Origin of the sequence: Streptococcus sp. NLAE-zl-C503 (assembly GCF_900104285.1) — a bacterium.
GTDB lineage: Bacteria > Bacillota > Bacilli > Lactobacillales > Streptococcaceae > Streptococcus.
Genome location: NZ_FNJT01000003.1, coordinates 1 through 17,279, shown reverse-complemented (window position 1 = coordinate 17,279; position 17,279 = coordinate 1). Strand labels below are relative to the sequence as shown.

The following is a 17,279-nucleotide window of genomic DNA, read 5'->3' as shown; positions in this document are numbered from 1 at the left end:
TTATAAAAATATCCTTATATTAGAAGGCTCAAAGCTTTTATTTTTCATATTTTCATGATAATTAACCAAATTCTCTTCTTTTATTTTGTGACAATCGTTTGACATTTTTTTCTTTTTTTTAACATAAAAGACTTGCTTTTTTTTCCGAAAACGTTTACTATTAATAATAGAATAGAACTTATGGAGGAAAGATAAAATGGAATGGACAACTGAGCGTCGTTATAGACCCTATGAAGATTGGACGCAAGAAGAAATTCAACATATAAAGGAAAAGATGGCACAATCTCCCTGGCATACTCATTACCATGTTGAGCCAAAAGCAGGACTTCTCAACGACCCAAATGGCTTTTCTTACTTTGATGGCAAATGGATTCTCTTTTACCAAAACTTCCCCTTTGGTGCAGCCCATGGGTTGAAGTCTTGGGTGCAGCTTGAAAGTGATGATTTGGTGCACTTTACAGAAACTGGAGTCAAAGTTTTGCCAGATACTCCATTAGATAGCCACGGTGCCTACTCTGGTTCTGCCATGCAGTTCGGCGATCAGTTGTTCCTATTTTATACTGGAAATGTCCGTGATGAAAACTGGATCCGTCACCCCTACCAGATCGGGGCTCTTTTAGATAAGGATGGCAAGATTACAAAGATTGGCAAGATCTTGATTGACCAGCCATCAGACTCTACTGACCACTTCCGCGATCCGCAAATTTTTAACTTCAAGGGACAATATTATGCTATCGTCGGTGGACAGGACTTGGAGAAAAAAGGCTTCGTCCGTCTCTACAAGGCTGTGGACAATGATTACACAAACTGGCAAACAGTTGGCGACCTTGACTTTGCTAACGACCGCACTGCCTACATGATGGAATGTCCAAATCTAGTCTTTGTAGGGGAGCAACCTGTCCTTCTCTACTGCCCACAAGGATTGGATAAGAGTGTTCTAGACTATGATAATATTTATCCAAACATGTACAAAATCGGAGCTTCCTTTGATCCTAAAAATGCCAAAATGGTAGATGTGTCTCCATTGCAAAATCTAGACTATGGTTTTGAAGCCTATGCAACTCAAGCTTTCAACGCTCCAGATGGACGTGCACTAGCAGTAAGTTGGCTTGGGTTACCAGATGTTTCCTACCCATCTGACCGTTTTGACCACCAAGGAACCTTCTCATTGGTCAAAGAACTCACTATCAAAGATGGGAAACTCTACCAATATCCTGTCTCAGCCGTCAAAGAACTTCGTTCTTCTGAAGAGGTCTTCTCAAATCGTACTCAAACCAAGAACACCTATGAACTCGAGCTCAACTTGGAAGCCAATAGCCAAAGCGAGATTGTCTTGCTCGCTGACAAAGAAGGCAAGGGGCTTTCAATCAACTTTGACCTTGTCAATGGACAGGTGACAGTGGATCGTAGTCAGGCTGGTGAGCAGTACGCCCAAGAATTTGGTACGACTCGTTCTTGCCCTATCGATAACCAAGCTACTACTGCCACTATCTTCATCGACAAGTCGGTCTTTGAAATTTTCATCAATAAAGGAGAAAAAGTATTTTCTGGTCGTGTCTTCCCACATGCGGACCAAAATGGTATCCTCATCAAGTCTGGAAATCCAACTGGAACTTACTATGAATTAGATTATGGTCGCAAAACTAACTGATGTCGCAAAACTTGCAGGCGTCAGCCCCACTACCGTCTCACGAGTCATCAATAAAAAGGGTTATCTATCTGAGAAAACCATTCAAAAAGTCAATGAGGCCATGCGAGAATTGGGCTATAAACCCAACAATCTGGCTCGTAGTCTTCAAGGGAAATCGGCTAAGTTGATTGGACTTATTTTTCCAAATATCAGTCATGTCTTTTATGCGGAGTTGATTGACAAGTTGGAACACCAACTCTTTAAGAATGGTTACAAGACCATCATCTGTAACAGTGAGCACGATTCTGAAAAAGAACGGGAGTACATTGAAATGCTGGAGGCCAACCAGGTCGATGGTATCATTTCTGGAAGTCACAATCTTGGAATCGAGGACTACAATCGTGTGACGGCACCGATTATTTCCTTTGACCGAAATCTATCACCGGACATCCCTGTCGTCTCCTCTGATAACTACGGCGGCGGGGTCCTCGCAGCCCAAACTCTCGTCAAGACAGGCGCCCAGTCTATCATCATGATTACAGGAAATGATAACTCGAATTCACCAACTGGACTCCGCCACGCTGGCTTTGCCTCTGTTCTCCCGAAAGCGCCTATTATCAATGTTTCGAGCGACTTTTCTCCCGTCAGAAAAGAAATGGAAATCAAGAATATCTTGACCCATCAGAAACCAGATGCGATTTTTGCTTCGGATGATTTAACAGCTATTCTGGTGATCAAAATCGCTCAGGAGCTAGGTATCTCTGTTCCTGATGAGCTCAAGGTCATCGGCTATGATGGGACTTACTTTATCGAGAACTACTATCCTCACCTGACAACGATTAAGCAACCTATGAAAGAGATTGCCCACCTCACTGTTGATCTTCTCTTGCAGAAGATTGAGGGCAAGGAAGTTGCGACAACTGGTTACTTCTTACCCGTTACTCTATTACCCGGAAAAAGTATTTAAACACAAGAAAACTCAGACTGATTCGTCTGAGTTTTTTATGATCTTAAATTTTCCAAATAGCGCTGGGCTGTCTCTAAGTTAAAGGTTTTATCTGCGATGAGGCGCTCAACGAGGGGAGCAACTTCGGACTCACTAGCACCTGCTAGGAGAGCTAGGGATTTGACCTGTAATTTCATGTGGCCTTGCTGGATGCCCGTACTTACCAAGGCTTTAAGGGCCGCAAAGTTTTGGGCAAGACCAATAGACACGATAATCTGAGCTAATTCCTTGGCAGAAGGATTTCCCAATAGTTCATGGCTGAGGGCTACACGTGGATTGAGACCGATAGATCCACCCTTGGTCGCTACCGGCATGGGTAGTGTCATCTGGCCCACCAATTCTTCTTTTTCCATGTCCAGCGTCCATTGACTAAGACCTTGATAGCGTCCATCTCGACTGGCAAAGGCATGGGCCCCAGCTTCGATGGCACGCCAGTCATTACCCGTGGCGATTAAAATGGCATCAATACCATTAAAAATCCCTTTATTGTGAGTCGCTGCTCGGTAAGGATCAGCCTGCGCAAACTGGCTGGCCAAGGCTATTTTCTCCGCAATTTCTCGTCCTTGATCCCTTTGAGGGCTCAAGTAGCGAAAGGCGATACGACAGCTTGCAGTCACCAGAGAATCGGTCGCGTAGTTGGACAAAATTCCCATAAGGCTCTGTCCTTGACTGAGTTCTTCTAAGACTGGTTTCAAGGCTTCCAGCATGGTGTTAAGCATATTGGCTCCCATAGCTTCCTGAGTATCGACATGGAGATAAACAACGAGAAAGTCTGTTTCACCTTTGATCTGCTCTACATGCAAATCACGTGCCCCGCCACCACGTTTGACGATAGAAGGATAGGCTTGATTGGCAATTTCCAAGAGCTCCGCTTTCTTGCTGGCAATCTTCTCTTGCGCTATATCTGAATTAGCAACTTGATAAAGGGCTACCTGCCCAATCATCTGACGCTGATGGACTTGAGCAGTAAAACCGCCTGCACGCTTGATGATTTTGCTGGCATAGCTGGCCGCAGCAACCACAGAAGGTTCTTCTGTCACATAGGGAACTGTGTAGTCCTGACCGTTCACCAAAAGTTCTGGAATGATAGAATAAGGCAGAGAAAAAGTTCCCACCACATTCTCACTCAGCTGGTCTGCAACAGCCAAGCTGACTTGTTCATCCTGCTCCAGACCCGTTTGCTTTTCAGGACTAAGGAGCGCCTGAGCTCGCAACAACTCAAGGCGCTCATGGTATGATTTTTTAGAAAATCCATTCCAACTTTTCTTCATTATTTTTCAACCTTGCTATAACGGCGTTGGTGGTTGAGAATTTCAACCAAGGCATAGTCTTGATGTTCATAGCCTGCAAATTGGGCTGAACCAGATTCATCCAACTGCAATTCTTCGAAGAAGACTTTTTCATAATCTGCAACAGACAGGGCAGTACGTTGATTGAGCTTGTTCAAGCGATCCTTATCAAGGTAAGCCTCATAGCCTTCGACCAATTCACCACTAAAGAACTCTGAAACCGCTCCACTTCCGTAACTGTAGAGGGCAATTTTATCTCCAGCCTTCAAAGTCTCTGCATTTTCCAAAAGAGAGAGAAGCCCGAGAAAGAGGGAACCTGTATAGATATTTCCAATCATCTGACTGTAGAGAATGGACTTATCAAAATTTTCTTGCAAACTATCCTTTTTTTCCTGAGATAAAGTCTTATCCATCATCTTGCGCAATCCTTTTAGGGCCAACTTAGGATAAGGCAAGTGGAAGCAGATAGCCGCAAAGTCATCTATAGTCCAATCATAGCGTTTCTTGTATTCACCCCAAGTCGTTGTCAGGCAATCAAGATACTGTTGGGTCGAGTACATGCCATTTACATAAGGAGTGCTTGAATAGTTCGGACGCCAGAAATCCATGATGTCGCGTGTTTGAGCAACATTATCATTGTTAAAGGCCATGATGCGCGGATTTTGGGTGATCAACATCGCTACACTTCCAGCACCCTGAGTTGGTTCACCTGGAGTTCCCACACCATACTTGGCAATATCACTGGCAATGACCAAAACCTTAGACTCTGGAGAATTTTCCACATGCAATTTAGCATAATGAAGGGCAGCTGTTGCTCCATAGCAGGCTTCTTTGATTTCAAAGCTACGGGCAAAAGGCTGAATGCCTAATAGGCCATGAACAAAGACTGCCGCTGCCTTACTCTGGTCAATCCCTGACTCGGTCGCCACGATGACCATATTGATTTCTTCTTTTTCTTTGTCTGTTAAAATGGAGTTGCTTGCACTAGCTGCCAAGGTAACAATGTCCTCAGTCAGTGGCGCAATACTAATTTCATTTAACAAGAGTCCCTTGCTAAATTTTTCGGGATCAACTCCCCTCGCTTCTGCTAAGTCTTGTAATTTCAAGACATATTGACTGGTCGCAAAACCAATCTTATCAATACCGATTGTCATATTTACCTCTGTTTTTTCATTCATTGTAAAAAATCGTTTCATTCTATTTTATCACAAATAGGGACAAAAGAGAGAAAAAAGACTTGATTCAACAAATCAAGTCTTTGCTTTGACTGCATTAGGAAGATATTCCTCGCTGTTTTCGGATGTAGTAATAAAGCTTTAAAATTACCGTTCCACTTGCCATTCCAATAGAAATAACAAGGGCTAACATAACCACCAAAGTCGCGCTGGCAAGGGCATGACTGTAATCGCCTGTCACAAAGAACGCTGTCGTTCGATAGGATAGATAACCTGGCACCAAGGGGGCAAGAATAGCCAAGACAAAAACCACTGCTGGTGTCTTATAGACAATACTTAAAATCTGACTGATACAAGAGCCTACCACCGCCGCGATAAAGGTCGCAACTATGACATTGGTTGGTTCTTTGAGCACGAGATAGAGGAGCCAAACGCCCATTCCCAAAACCCCACCAGGCAGAAGCATGGAGCGTTGGACATTCAGTACGATTAGAAAGTTGATAATGGCGAGCAAACTCGCCACTGCTTGGAGTAAAATACTTGTTAGAGTCATCTTATGTCATCAAAACCAGGGCGACAGAGGTGCCGGCCCCTAAAGCGAGGGTAATGAGCAGGGATTCAAACATCTTGCTCATACCAGAGTTGATATGGTTGGTCATGATATCCCGAACCGCATTGGTCAGAGCAATCCCTGGAACAAAGGGCATGACGGCTCCTGCTATGATCAGGTCTGCCGTCGAAGGAAATCCAGTATAGCGAGCCCAGAACTGGGCAATCAAGCCAAAAACAAAGGCACCCGCAAAAGCTGTTACAAAAGGAATTCGGATAAACTTCTCGACATAGAGAGAGAAAGCAAAACCAAACAAGGTCGCAACGCCTGCTCCAAAAGCATCATAGACATTGCCGCCAAACATAATCGAGAAGAAAGGGGCGCTGAGGGTTGCTGCTACAGTCACTTGGAGCTTGCTATAAGGAAGAGCTTGATTTCTGATTTCCTTCAGCTTTTTAAAAGCTGTAGAAAGATCAATCTGGCCACCCACAAGTTCTCGTGATACTTGGTTGACATCACAGACTTTTTCGATGTTATAGGAGGATGACGTCACCCGTTTCATCCGAGAAATATTGGTGTTTTCAATCGAAAAGAAAATAGCTGCGGGCATGGCAAGAACATTGCAATCCACTATTCCCTGTGAATGGGCAATGCGAATCATGGTGTCCTCAACCCGATGAATCTCCGAACCACTTTTCAAGAGAATGGTTCCAGCTAGCATAATCACATCAATGACAGCATTTAACTCTTTTGATTCGTCCATTTTCTACTCCTATTTTCTACTCCCTTTATTCTATCACAAAAGTTCATGAAAAAAAATCTTTGTCATGATTTCATGACAAAGATTAGGTTAATTTCGTTCATTGCTTGACGTTCTACTGCCATCTGAAGAATCCGTTGTAGGGTTGCTACCTTGATTGTTACTCTGTGAAGGCGTCGTGTCTGTTCCTGAATTTCCGTGTTGAGACGAACTTGATGAAGAAGGAAGTGGTTTTGGTTTATAAATAGAAATCTTAACACGTGTTTTATTGAGATCTACCTTTTCTCCAGGTTTAGGGTCCTGACTAACAACTGTTCCTGCAGTAGTTCCTTCAGGAGCAGTTGATACTTCCACAACTTCGATATTGGCCTCTTTTACACCAACAATCTGAGTCAAATTGTTCTTAGTAAATTCGAGACTTGAACCAATGTAACTTGGCATCGAAACGCTGGTCACCTTCTTAGCAACTGTCAATACAATACTTGTTGCCTTTGTTAGGTCGTAAGTGCTTCCTGCAGCTGGGGTCTGCCTAATGACTGTTCCTGGATCGCTTTCGCTAGATTCCTCTTCCTCGATCTTGATAAGATTTTCTGGAACCTTTTTCTCTTTGAGCTCTGCGACAACATCCGAGGACTTACGTCCTACATAGTTACTTAGTTGGAAGGATTGCTTACCTGATGAAACGATTAGATTTACTTTGCTTCCTTCTTTTCGACCGCTTCCAGCTTCTGGATCTGTTCGAATGACGCGACCTTCGGCTACTGTGTCGCTGGCCTCTGACTTTTCTTCACCTACCTCAAAATTAGCTTTCTTCAGTGTTTCTTTAGCTTCAGCAACTGTCTGTCCCGATACATCTGGAATAGCAATAGTCGCTGGAGTTCGGGAGAAGATCCAAATCAAAGAGGCTGCAACTAGCAAGGCACTGGCCAGTAAAATCATATAGCGAGCTTTAAACTTCCGTTTTTTCGCTGGTTTTGGTACTGGTGCTTCATCTACCACCTGCTGAGTCTGCTGTTTTGATTGAGGTCGTTCTGGCTGTGGATTTGCCTTCGGAATAGAGGTTAAAGTGCTTTGTGGAACCTTAGGCAGGGTCTTAGTATCAACCTTGCTTGCCTCGTCAAAGACTAGCTTTGGTTCTCTCCTACGATTATGAGACAAACAACTTGACAAGTCCACATACATTTCTGATACAGACTGATAGCGATCTGTTAATTTCTTGGCCGTTGCCTTGATAACGACATTTTCCAAAGCTTGTGGTACTGCTGGATTCTCAGCAATAACAGATGGGAGTGGTTTTTGGAAATGCTGGAGGGCAATAGTCACTGCACTATCCCCATCATAAGGGATATGTCCAGTCAACATTTCATAGAAAATAATCCCCATAGCATAGATGTCACTCTGCACAGTTGCCTTGGAACCACGGGCCTGCTCAGGTGAGAGATAGTGGACTGAACCGAGCATGGAGTTGGTCTGTGTCAGACTGGTCTCTGCAAAAGCCACGGCAATCCCAAAGTCTGTAACTTTGGCAGTTCCATCTGGTGTCAATAGGATATTTTGAGGTTTCAAATCTCGGTGGATAATTCCTCTCGTATGCGCCAGACGCATCGCCAAGAGAATCTGTCCCATAATACGGACGGCTTCTTCATTTGAGAGAGGGGAGTGTTCTTTGATATAACGTTTGAGGTCAAGCCCTGCCACATACTCCATAGCTAGATACTGCTGACCGTCTTCCTCACCGATATCTGTTATTCGAACGATATGGGGATGATCCAGATCCGCCATGGCTCTCGCTTCACGTTGAAAACGTGCCACAGCAATCGGATCTGTCTGATAGTTAGTCCTCAGGACCTTAACCGCCACTTCTTCCCCGTCTAGGATCAAATCCTTGGCCAAGTAAACATCCGCCATGCCTCCTCGACCAATCTGTTTGATAATCCGATATCGTCCGGCAAAAATCTTGCCGATCTGGATCATTCTACTTCCTCCTCATTCATGTGAACAAGGGCAACCGTGATATTGTCTAAACCACCTGCATTGTTGGCAAAACGAATCAAAGTTGCCGCCTTGTCTGCCAAGGAAATATCACTCGTTACAATATCGTAGATATCGCTTCCTGAGATCATATTGGTCAAGCCGTCACTGTTGAGCAAGAGGTAGTCTCCTGACTCTAGGCTAACCATGCCAAAATCTGGTTGAATTTCATCTTTTTGCCCAATGGATTGGGTAATGATATTTTTCTGCGGATGAATTTCTGCCTCCTCTGGAGTTAGCTGACCAGCCTTTAGCAGAGCATTAACCAAAGAATGATCACTTGTGAGCTGGCGATAATCTTCACCACGGATCAAACCGATACGAGAATCACCAATATGGGCATAAATAGCTTGATTTCCAATAATGGCTACTGCTTCAAGCGTTGTTCCCATCCCCTTATAGGCTTCGTCTTTCCCCATCTGATGAATTTTTTGATTTTCAAGTTCCAGATAGTGGGCAAACCATTCACGGACCTCATTGACGGTGTCGATTTGGGTATCAACCCAAGCCACACCCAGGTCTGTTACCGCCATCTCACTAGCGATATTTCCTGCACGGTGTCCTCCCATCCCGTCAGCCAAGATGATCATAGTGCGCCCTGCTCGGTTGACAAAGTGATTGACATAGTCTTGGTTATTTGTTCGTTTCTGACCAACATCTGTTAATAATGCTATTTCCATTGTGTCAGTTCCTTCCTAATCAGATATCTTGCGGAATTGGCTGATAAAGAATCCATCACTTCCGTACAATTCAGGAGTAATTAAGATACAGCCGTCCTTCAAAATATCCTTGCATTCATGTTCTAGTTTAACCTGCTCAAACTCGGGGTGACTTTCTAAAAATGCCTCAACGACGTGAAAGTTTTCCTCTGAGACGATAGTACAGGTACTATACGTTATTATACCACCTTTTCGTAAGGTTTGACAAACACTACCTAGTATTTCCAGCTGAATTTGCTGTAATGTTGCGAAATCCGCCGTTTCTTTATTGTATTTGATATCTGGTTTGCGACGTAAAAGTCCAATTCCAGAACAAGGAGCATCTACTAAAATCTTATCAAACGAATCCTTCCCAAAAAACTCATGTACTTTTCTGGCATCCAATTTTTGCGTTTGAACCCGATCTGCCACACCCAGACGCTGGGCGTTTTCTTGGATCAAGTCCAACTTGTGATCATAAAGGTCCAAAGCTGTCACCTTACCGGATGTGAGGTAAGAAGCCATATGGGCTGTTTTCCCACCCGGAGCGGCACAGGCATCCAGGACCTGTTCATCACCTTGTAGATCAAGAGTCGGAGCAACCAGTTGACTGGACTCGTCTTGGATGGTAATGGCCCCTTCTGCGAACAAATCATGTCCTGCAAAGTAGCCTTGCTCCTTGACCAGACCAGTGGCCGCCAAAGGGGAATCAGCCGCCTCTAACACAGCCTTGATTTCCTCTTTTCGACTCAAGTCAGTCACCCGAATACTGGCTTTGTTGCGCACCAAGAGACTTTTAAAGATGGCTTGTGCTCGCTCTTCACCGTATTCTTCCTTGAGCTTAGATACTAGCCAAACTGGGAGAGAATAGGCAATGGAATCACGTTTATTTTTTCGTTTGATGCTGTCAATATCTGGCCAACCTTCTCGCAAAATACGACGAAGGACGGCGTTGACCAATTTTTCACTGCCTTTTTTACGGGCTTTGGCTAGCTCTACCGCTTCATTGACTACAGCGTGATTAGGAATCTTATCCAGATACCGAAGTTGGTAGGCGCTCAGAAGAAGCAGGATATAGAGCCAGTTATCTAGCTTATCCCGGTCTTGGATAAAGTGGGACAGGTACCATTCTAAGGTGAGTTTGCGGGCTACCGTTCCGTAGACAATCTCTGTCACCAAACCCTTGTCTGCTGCTGAGAGTTGACTCCCCTTGAGGTGTTTGTTTAAAGCAATATTTGAGTATGCTTGGTTAACCAAAACATCCTCTAGCACTGCTAGAGCTAGACTTCTAGCCGTTTCTACTTTAGTCACCAAATCGTTCTCCTACAGTCAATGTCCGTCCCACTCCATTGAGGAAGGAAGCAATGTCCATCTTAGGCTTCCCAGCTGGCTGCACTTGCTTGAGAGACAGAGCCCCTTCTGCCGTAGCGACAATCAATTCCTTCTTGCCAATTGAAAGGATCTCGCCTGGAGCTCCCTGACCTTCTACAGGTAGGGCTTCATAGATCTTAAAGCGGTCTCCCTTGAGAAAAGTATGGGCAACAGGCCATGGATTCATCCCTCGGATTTGGTTAAAGAGTTGACGGTTAGTCTTATTCCAGTCCAACTTTTCTTCCTCTGGCTTGATATTTGGCGAGAAAGTGACCTGGCTTGGGTCCTGAGGTTCAGGTTTGATCTCCCCAGCAATATAGGCAGGCAAAGTATCCAAAAGCAAATCTCGACCAACTATGGCCAATTTCTCAAACAAGGTTCCAACGTTGTCATCATCAGTGATAGGAATACTGCGACGGGAAATCATATCTCCTGCATCCATTTCTTTAACCATTTCCATAATGGTCACACCAGCTTCCTCATCCCCTTGAATCAGGGCATAATGAATGGGTGCGCCACCACGGTGTTTGGGAAGGAGGGAGGCGTGAACATTGACCGCAAAGTCCATGCTATCAAGAAGTTTGCTTGGGAGAAACTGCCCAAAAGCAGCGGTCACAATCCCATCCGCTCCTAAATTCATAATAGCTTCCAGCTCTGGGCTTCCAGATAATTTTTCAGGTTGGTAGATAGAGAGACCCGCTTCTTTGGCGGCCTGCTTGACTGGGGTTTCTTGGATCACTTTTTTACGGCCGACAGCGCGGTCTGGCTGGGTCACAACAGCTAGGACCTCGTAACGGTCGTCCGATAACAAACCCTTCAAAACTGTCGCTGAAAAATCAGGTGTCCCCATAAAGATTAGTTTTGTCATTTCTTCTCCTTCTTATAAAAATTGCTGCGGTTCGTGGTCAATGCTGAGACGAAGCTCGCTATTTTCACGTTCTTGAGTCAAGGTCAAAACCTGATTGAGGGTTGGACCCAGCTCATCTTCTAAACGGTATTTAATCAAAATCTGGTAATGATAAAGGTTGTGGGTACGGGCGATTGGTTTTGGTGTTGGTCCAAGGATTTTACTAGTTTCTGATAATCCTGAGCGCAAAATTCCCATAACTTCATAGGCACGTTTGACAACCTCTTCTTCTTTCTTGTGAGAGAGGGTAATCCCAATCGTAAAATAATAAGGCGGATAGCCGAGTTGGCGCCTGATACTCATTTCATAGGCATAAAAACCTTCATAATCCTGATCTTTTGCAAAACGAATAGCATAGTGCTCAGGATTGTAAGACTGGATCAAGACCTGCCCAGCCTTTTCTGCACGACCTGCACGGCCTGCCACCTGGGTTAAGAGTTGGAAGGTTCTCTCAGAAGAACGGAAATCAGGCAAGTTTAGGGCTGTATCCGCATTGAGAACTCCGACTAGGGTCACATTTGGAAAATCCAAGCCCTTGGCAATCATCTGAGTTCCCAGCAAGATATCTGCCTCCCCTCGGCCAAACTGGTCAAGAAGAGCTTGGTGACTGCCTTTCTTGCGAGTCGTATCCACATCCATCCGCAAAATGCGGACCTGAGGAAAGAGTTCTGCTAGCTCATCGTAGGCTTTCTGAGTCCCTGTACCGTAGTAACGAATACTGCGGCTCTGACAGTTGGGACAGACATGAGGAATCCCCTTAGAAAAGCCACAGTAATGGCAGTTCATGGTCTTGGTATCCATGTGGAGAGTCAGAGAAATATCGCAGTTGGGGCAGCTATCTACCGTCCCACACTCCCGACACATAACAAAGCTAGAATAACCCCGACGGTTGAGCATGAGGACTACCTGTTCTTTTTTATCCAGGCGATCTTGAATGGCTTCCAGCAAAGGAGGCGTAAAGTTTGATGTCTCATTCTGCCCGATATAGTCACGAAAGTCAATCACTTGAACCTCGGGAATTGTGGCCAAAGGATTGGCCCGCTGAGTTAGTCGCAAGTGATGATAGACACCTTTTCCAGCCCGCGCACGGCTTTCTAAGCTCGGTGTCGCCGAACCAAGGACTAGGGCTGCTTGATTGTACTGAGCCCGTAGAATAGCGACCTCTCTGGCATGATAACGGGGATTGCTGTCTTGTTTGTAGCTAGCTTCATGTTCCTCATCGATAATCATGACACCCAGGCTTTTAAGTGGAGCAAAGATAGCTGATCGAGCGCCAACAACAACTTGGGCATCTCCACGCTCAACCTTGCGCCATTCGTCGTACTTCTCACCATTGGACAGACCTGAGTGGAGAATGGCTACTTTCTCGCCGAAACGAGCAATGAACCGCTCCGTCATTTGTGACGTCAGAGAAATCTCAGGTACCAGTAGAATGGCTGTCTTACCCTTGTCCAAGGCTCCTTGGATAATCTGTAAGTAAACCTCCGTTTTCCCACTTCCTGTAATCCCTTGAAGGAGGAATGGAGGCTGTTGACTACCAATAGCACTGACAACGGCATCACGCGCCTGTCTTTGTTCAGGATTCAATTCCAAAGGTGTACTTGTTTCAATACCTTCGAAATAAGCAGCTGAGCGTTGCACTTCCTTTTGGATTATGGACACAGCACCTTGTTCCACAAAGAAGTTGACTTGCTCGCGTGAGTAGGATTCTAACAAGCTAGCCAGAGGAGCACTCTCAGGATGAGCTAGCAGATAGTCTCTCAGCTCTGCCTTTTTCTTGGCACGCGCAGAAATCTCAATCTTCTCTAGCTGAGTAGCATCAACCTCATACCAAGATTGGGTCTTAACCTTTTTTTGATCGATTGCCTGGTATTCTAGACGGAGTAGCCCTTTCCTGGTCAAGCGCATCATTTCTGCCTGCTTGGCAAGGTCTAGAGAAGAAAAGGCAAGCGAATCTTCTGAACCAAACAGACGCTCTCGGTCTGCCTGGCTTAGACCTTCCAGAGGGTAGAGGATCTTATCATAACTGGAGTTTAAAAATCCTGGCAACATGGCTTTTAGGATGGAGATTTTGTAAGAAAAGACGGACTTGCGTAGCTCCTTAGCCAGCCAGAGTTGCTCTTGAGTGAGAACCGGGGAAAAATCCAGCACCTCTGCAATCTCTTTCAAGTCCTGATTGGCAACCTCTTCATCCGACTGGGACTCCAAGCCAAGCACAATTCCTTGAATCAAACGATTGCCTTTGCCAAAAGGAACATGGACCCGCATACCGACTTCCAGCATCTCTACAAATTCCTCTGGGACCTTATAACTATAGGGCTGGTCTGTCTGCATCAGGGGAACATCCACGATAATCTTTGCTATAACCATCTTCTCACCTCCTTCTTGTCAGTAAATTCTTGCAATAGAAAAAATAAGATTGAGTCCCCCCAACCTTAAATTTTTTCACCATCTTCTTTTTCTTTAGCGATTTGCTCTTTGATTTTCTTTTCTTCTTCTTCTTTGCGGCGTTTTTCTTCTTCGATACGGAGACGAACCGCTTCACGTTTTCCTTCTGGATCTGGGTGAATGGTTACATTTCCTGACTCGATTTCTTCCAAAGCACGAAGAGTTGATTTTTCAGACTTAAACTCTTGAGTCGCTGGCGCGCCTGCTTCTAGTTCGTGGGCACGTTTTGCTTCCAAGATTACGAGTGAATATTTTGATGGTACCTTGTCCAGCAAGGTATCGATAGAGGGTTTTAACATCATTTGCTTGTACCTGTTTCCTATAGTTTATCGAGTAGTTGGAGATTTTGGCAACATCTCCTGGTAGTGACCAATGACACGGTCCACACGGAAGTGTTCTGCTTCGATCACACGCTTGACACGTTCAGCAGCGAGGGGCACCTGATCGTTGACAATGGCATAATCGTACTCACGCATGAGAGCAATTTCTTCCTTGGCTTTTTCGATTCGTTGGGCAATCACTTCAGCGCTATCTGTTCCACGACCAACCAAACGATCTTGCAATTCATCCAAATCTGGTGGCGTTAGAAAGATAAAGACAGCATCTGGAACCTTTTTCTTAACCTGAAGGGCTCCCTGCACTTCAATCTCAAGAAAGACATCGATTCCCTTGTCCAGAGTTTCATTGACATAGGTCAGAGGAGTTCCATAGTAGTTACCGACATATTCTGCATATTCCAACATCTGACCTTGACGGATCAGCTCTTCAAACTCTTCACGAGTACGGAAGAAATAGTCCACCCCGTCCACTTCACCAGGACGTTGCGCACGCGTCGTCATCGATACAGAGTATTGAAATTGATTCTCAGAACTCTCAAAAATCTCTCTTCTAACCGTTCCTTTCCCAACTCCTGAAGGACCAGAAAAAACGATTAGCAAGCCTCGGTCTGCCATTATGTCTCCTTTAGTTAGTCTGTGAAATAAAGTAAAATTTCTCTCGGATACTGATGATCGCGTCAGTTATCCTTCTACAGTCTTTCTATCTAGTGTAACAAAAAAGCAGTAATTTTTCAACTGCTCTTTCTTATTTATTTAGCATAATCTACTGCACGAAGTTCGCGGATCACGGTTACCTTGATATTTCCTGGGTAATCGAGATTATTTTCAATTTTCTCACGAACTTTGTGAGCCAAGATTGTGACTTTGTCGTCCTTGATTTGTCCTGGATTAACCATGATACGGATTTCACGTCCTGCTTGAAGGGCAAAGCTATTTTGCACTCCTTCAAAGCCATTGGCGATTTCTTCCAAATCATGGAGACGCTTGATATAACTTTCAAGAGATTCACTACGAGCACCTGGACGCGCTGCACTCAAGGCATCTGCTGCAGCAACGATCACCGCAATGACGCTTTCAGCTTCGACATCGCCGTGGTGGCTAGCAATAGTATTCACCACAACTGGGTGTTCCTTGTACTTACGAGCCAACTCTGTACCAATCTCAACGTGGCTACCTTCAACCTCGCGGTCAATAGCTTTCCCGATGTCGTGAAGGAATCCAGCACGACGGGCAAGAGCTGCATTTTCACCAAGTTCACTCGCGATGATACCAGATAACTTAGCAACCTCAATCGAATGACGCAAGACATTTTGTCCATAAGAAGTACGGAACTGCAAACGTCCCATGATCTTCATCAAGTCTGGATGGAGGTTTGGCGCACCAATCTCATAGGCAGCAGCCTCACCGTATTCACGGATTTTATTGTCAATCTCTTGACGGTTTTTCTCCACCAACTCCTCGATACGAGCTGGGTGGATACGACCATCCTTGAGCAACATTTCCATGGTCATACGAGCAATTTCACGACGAATTGGATCAAATCCTGACAAGGTTACCACTTCCGGTGTATCGTCGATAATCACATCGACCCCTGTCAAACTTTCAAAGGTACGAATATTACGCCCTTCACGACCGATAATGCGCCCCTTCATGGTATCATCTGGCAGGTGAACTGTCGAGTTTGTTGACTCTGCTACATAGTCACCAGCGATACGCTGCATAGCCTGAACCAAGATATCTTTAGCAATCTTGTCTGAACGTTCCTTCACTTCTTGCTCAGCCTCACGAATGCGACTAGCAATTTCCTTAGTCAAGTTTTCCTCTGTCTGAGCCAAGATAATATCTCGAGCCTCAGCTTGGGAAAGGGAACCGATACGTTCAAGTTCAGCTTCTTTTTGTCTTTCGACTTCCTCTAATTGCTCTTCACGTGCATCAAGGTTTTTTGCTCTATCAGAAATACTTTGTTCTTTTTGTTCAAGTGTTTTTTCTTTGTTCGTCAAATTGTCGTCTTTGCGGTCAAGGCTCGCAGCTCTCTCCGTCAAACGACTTTCAATTTGCTTGAGCTCCTGACGTTCTGACTTAAATTCAGCGTCCACTTCTTCACGGTATTTTCTGGCTTCCTCTTTGGCCTCCAATAGTGCTTCTTTTTTAAGAGACTTGCTTTCGCTCTTGGCTTCATTTAGCAATAAATCCGCTTCGCGCTCAGCTTGTCCTCGTAAATTAGTTGCTTCTTGTTCAGCATTTAGAAGCATCAACTCTGCAGCCTCTTGAGATGATTTCATCTTAGCTGAGATGCTGACATATCCAATGACTAAACCAATGATGACGGCAAAAACAACAATCGCAATGGTCATGATTTCCATGTTTTTACCTCATTAAATTTGTTTATCGAATGACATACATTCCTTAATATTCTATCATAAAAAACCGATTTCCACAAACCCAAATTGAAGAGTTTTGTGTGAATTTTTGAAGAAATTCCTTAGATTTTCAAGCAAAATTAAGAATCTTTAAAAATTTAAATTTTCATGAAAGCCGAGGCAAAAAAGAGTAATCACCCACCAAAGACTACTTCTACAAATGGCTTAGAGAAAGTTCAGGAACAAGTAAAAGCGATTCACTGTGGACAGATTCAACAGCCAGATCCCTATCGTCACACTACTTCAAAATACCAAAATTATACTGAATAAATTTCACATATTCCAACATCTCAGTCGCGCTATAATAAAGCCTTTTATCCTCAAATTTTCAGGGAAACTTTAACACCTTGTAAGACTGACAGCCAGACGTTGACTTGTTCTGGTAAACTTCGCCATTAGTTGAAAGCAATCCGCAAGAATATAAGATGTCTAGTATTTGATTTTCAAAATTTCAAAAATTTAGAGTGATAATTCTCGTTACTTTGAATGTTAGAAAAGAGAGAATCAATCTGACTCTCTCTCATGCTTAGTTAGATGTCACTCTCCACAGTTGACAAAGATCCAAAAACCCCAGATAGCCTTAGGCCATCTGGGGTTCTTGTTTTCATCGCTAAAATGATATCAACAATTTCATTTTAGTCGATTTTTGGGACTTA

15 protein-coding genes are annotated in these 17,279 nt (G+C 44.3%); 3 read left to right on the top strand and 12 right to left on the bottom strand.

The features are described from left to right. The first annotated feature begins 196 nt into the window (after positions 1–196). Complete coding sequence (locus BLS46_RS06290) at positions 197–1,651, top strand: sucrose-6-phosphate hydrolase (RefSeq protein WP_093586362.1); 1,455 nt, start codon at positions 197–199, stop codon at positions 1,649–1,651. Continuing rightward, the gene (locus tag BLS46_RS06285; RefSeq protein ID WP_000225990.1) at positions 1,632–2,597 is read left to right on the top strand and encodes a LacI family DNA-binding transcriptional regulator; all 966 of its coding nucleotides are present in this window, start codon (positions 1,632–1,634) and stop codon (positions 2,595–2,597) included. Before BLS46_RS06290 ends, BLS46_RS06285 begins: the two co-directional genes overlap by 20 nt. A gap of 35 nt (positions 2,598–2,632) precedes the next feature. Here the strand turns inward: BLS46_RS06285 and BLS46_RS06280 are convergent, their stop codons facing one another. The 12 genes from BLS46_RS06280 to BLS46_RS06225 all read right to left on the bottom strand — a co-directional run bounded on the left by BLS46_RS06280 (position 2,633) and on the right by BLS46_RS06225 (position 16,566). Next, positions 2,633–3,907, bottom strand: a complete 1,275-nt coding sequence (locus tag BLS46_RS06280; RefSeq protein WP_093586360.1) for a hydroxymethylglutaryl-CoA reductase, degradative — start codon at positions 3,905–3,907, stop codon at positions 2,633–2,635. Next, positions 3,907–5,079 carry a hydroxymethylglutaryl-CoA synthase gene (locus BLS46_RS06275; RefSeq protein ID WP_180364070.1) on the bottom strand — a complete coding sequence of 391 codons (1,173 nt, stop codon included), beginning with the start codon at positions 5,077–5,079 and terminating at the stop codon, positions 3,907–3,909. The genes BLS46_RS06280 and BLS46_RS06275 overlap by 1 nt, the downstream gene beginning before the upstream one ends. A gap of 118 nt (positions 5,080–5,197) precedes the next feature. Continuing rightward, positions 5,198–5,653 (bottom strand): threonine/serine exporter family protein, encoded by a 456-nt coding sequence (locus tag BLS46_RS06270; protein WP_000176900.1) that lies wholly within the window; start codon positions 5,651–5,653, stop codon positions 5,198–5,200. Position 5,654: 1 nt separating this feature from the next. After that, positions 5,655–6,413, bottom strand: coding sequence for a threonine/serine exporter family protein (locus BLS46_RS06265; RefSeq protein ID WP_000344526.1), 759 nt, complete (start codon positions 6,411–6,413; stop codon positions 5,655–5,657). A gap of 87 nt (positions 6,414–6,500) precedes the next feature. After that, a complete protein-coding gene (gene pknB, locus BLS46_RS06260; RefSeq protein ID WP_093586356.1) occupies positions 6,501–8,384 on the bottom strand; it encodes a Stk1 family PASTA domain-containing Ser/Thr kinase in 1,884 nt (627 codons plus the stop codon). Further along, the gene (locus BLS46_RS06255; protein WP_093586354.1) at positions 8,381–9,121 is read right to left on the bottom strand and encodes a Stp1/IreP family PP2C-type Ser/Thr phosphatase; all 741 of its coding nucleotides are present in this window, start codon (positions 9,119–9,121) and stop codon (positions 8,381–8,383) included. The genes pknB and BLS46_RS06255 overlap by 4 nt, the downstream gene beginning before the upstream one ends. Before the next feature lie 15 nt (positions 9,122–9,136). Further along, positions 9,137–10,450 carry a 16S rRNA (cytosine(967)-C(5))-methyltransferase RsmB gene (gene rsmB / locus BLS46_RS06250; protein ID WP_180364061.1) on the bottom strand — a complete coding sequence of 438 codons (1,314 nt, stop codon included), beginning with the start codon at positions 10,448–10,450 and terminating at the stop codon, positions 9,137–9,139. Beyond that, positions 10,443–11,378, bottom strand: a complete 936-nt coding sequence (gene fmt, locus BLS46_RS06245) for a methionyl-tRNA formyltransferase (protein ID WP_093586350.1) — start codon at positions 11,376–11,378, stop codon at positions 10,443–10,445. Before fmt ends, rsmB begins: the two co-directional genes overlap by 8 nt. A gap of 12 nt (positions 11,379–11,390) precedes the next feature. Then, a complete protein-coding gene (locus BLS46_RS06240) occupies positions 11,391–13,787 on the bottom strand; it encodes a primosomal protein N' (RefSeq protein WP_093586348.1) in 2,397 nt (798 codons plus the stop codon). A gap of 65 nt (positions 13,788–13,852) precedes the next feature. Then, entirely contained in the window at positions 13,853–14,167 is a 315-nt protein-coding gene (gene rpoZ / locus BLS46_RS06235; RefSeq protein WP_002874282.1) for a DNA-directed RNA polymerase subunit omega, read from the bottom strand. Positions 14,168–14,191: 24 nt separating this feature from the next. Further along, positions 14,192–14,818 (bottom strand): guanylate kinase, encoded by a 627-nt coding sequence (gene gmk / locus BLS46_RS06230; protein WP_000775041.1) that lies wholly within the window; start codon positions 14,816–14,818, stop codon positions 14,192–14,194. Positions 14,819–14,952: 134 nt separating this feature from the next. Further along, on the bottom strand, positions 14,953–16,566 hold the full coding sequence (locus BLS46_RS06225; RefSeq protein WP_084975750.1) for a ribonuclease Y: 1,614 nt from the start codon (positions 16,564–16,566) through the stop codon (positions 14,953–14,955). Between the two features lie 165 nt (positions 16,567–16,731). On the opposite strand from BLS46_RS06225, the gene BLS46_RS09900 reads away from it, so the two are divergent. Beyond that, positions 16,732–16,893, top strand: a complete 162-nt coding sequence (locus BLS46_RS09900) for a hypothetical protein (RefSeq protein WP_180364060.1) — start codon at positions 16,732–16,734, stop codon at positions 16,891–16,893. The last annotated feature ends 386 nt before the right edge of the window (positions 16,894–17,279 follow it).

Coding starts and splice junctions, on each gene's coding strand:
- BLS46_RS06285 (WP_000225990.1), top strand. CDS start 1,632: ATGGTCGCAAAACTAACTGATGTCGCAAAACTTGCAGGCGTCAGCCCC.
- BLS46_RS06290 (WP_093586362.1), top strand. CDS start 197: ATGGAATGGACAACTGAGCGTCGTTATAGACCCTATGAAGATTGGACG.
- BLS46_RS06280 (WP_093586360.1), bottom strand. CDS start 3,907: ATGAAGAAAAGTTGGAATGGATTTTCTAAAAAATCATACCATGAGCGC.
- BLS46_RS06240 (WP_093586348.1), bottom strand. CDS start 13,787: ATGGTTATAGCAAAGATTATCGTGGATGTTCCCCTGATGCAGACAGAC.
- gmk (WP_000775041.1), bottom strand. CDS start 14,818: ATGGCAGACCGAGGCTTGCTAATCGTTTTTTCTGGTCCTTCAGGAGTT.
- BLS46_RS06255 (WP_093586354.1), bottom strand. CDS start 9,121: ATGGAAATAGCATTATTAACAGATGTTGGTCAGAAACGAACAAATAAC.
- BLS46_RS06265 (WP_000344526.1), bottom strand. CDS start 6,413: ATGGACGAATCAAAAGAGTTAAATGCTGTCATTGATGTGATTATGCTA.
- BLS46_RS06270 (WP_000176900.1), bottom strand. CDS start 5,653: ATGACTCTAACAAGTATTTTACTCCAAGCAGTGGCGAGTTTGCTCGCC.
- pknB (WP_093586356.1), bottom strand. CDS start 8,384: ATGATCCAGATCGGCAAGATTTTTGCCGGACGATATCGGATTATCAAA.
- BLS46_RS06225 (WP_084975750.1), bottom strand. CDS start 16,566: ATGGAAATCATGACCATTGCGATTGTTGTTTTTGCCGTCATCATTGGT.
- BLS46_RS09900 (WP_180364060.1), top strand. CDS start 16,732: ATGAAAGCCGAGGCAAAAAAGAGTAATCACCCACCAAAGACTACTTCT.
- BLS46_RS06275 (WP_180364070.1), bottom strand. CDS start 5,079: ATGACAATCGGTATTGATAAGATTGGTTTTGCGACCAGTCAATATGTC.
- rpoZ (WP_002874282.1), bottom strand. CDS start 14,167: ATGATGTTAAAACCCTCTATCGATACCTTGCTGGACAAGGTACCATCA.
- fmt (WP_093586350.1), bottom strand. CDS start 11,378: ATGACAAAACTAATCTTTATGGGGACACCTGATTTTTCAGCGACAGTT.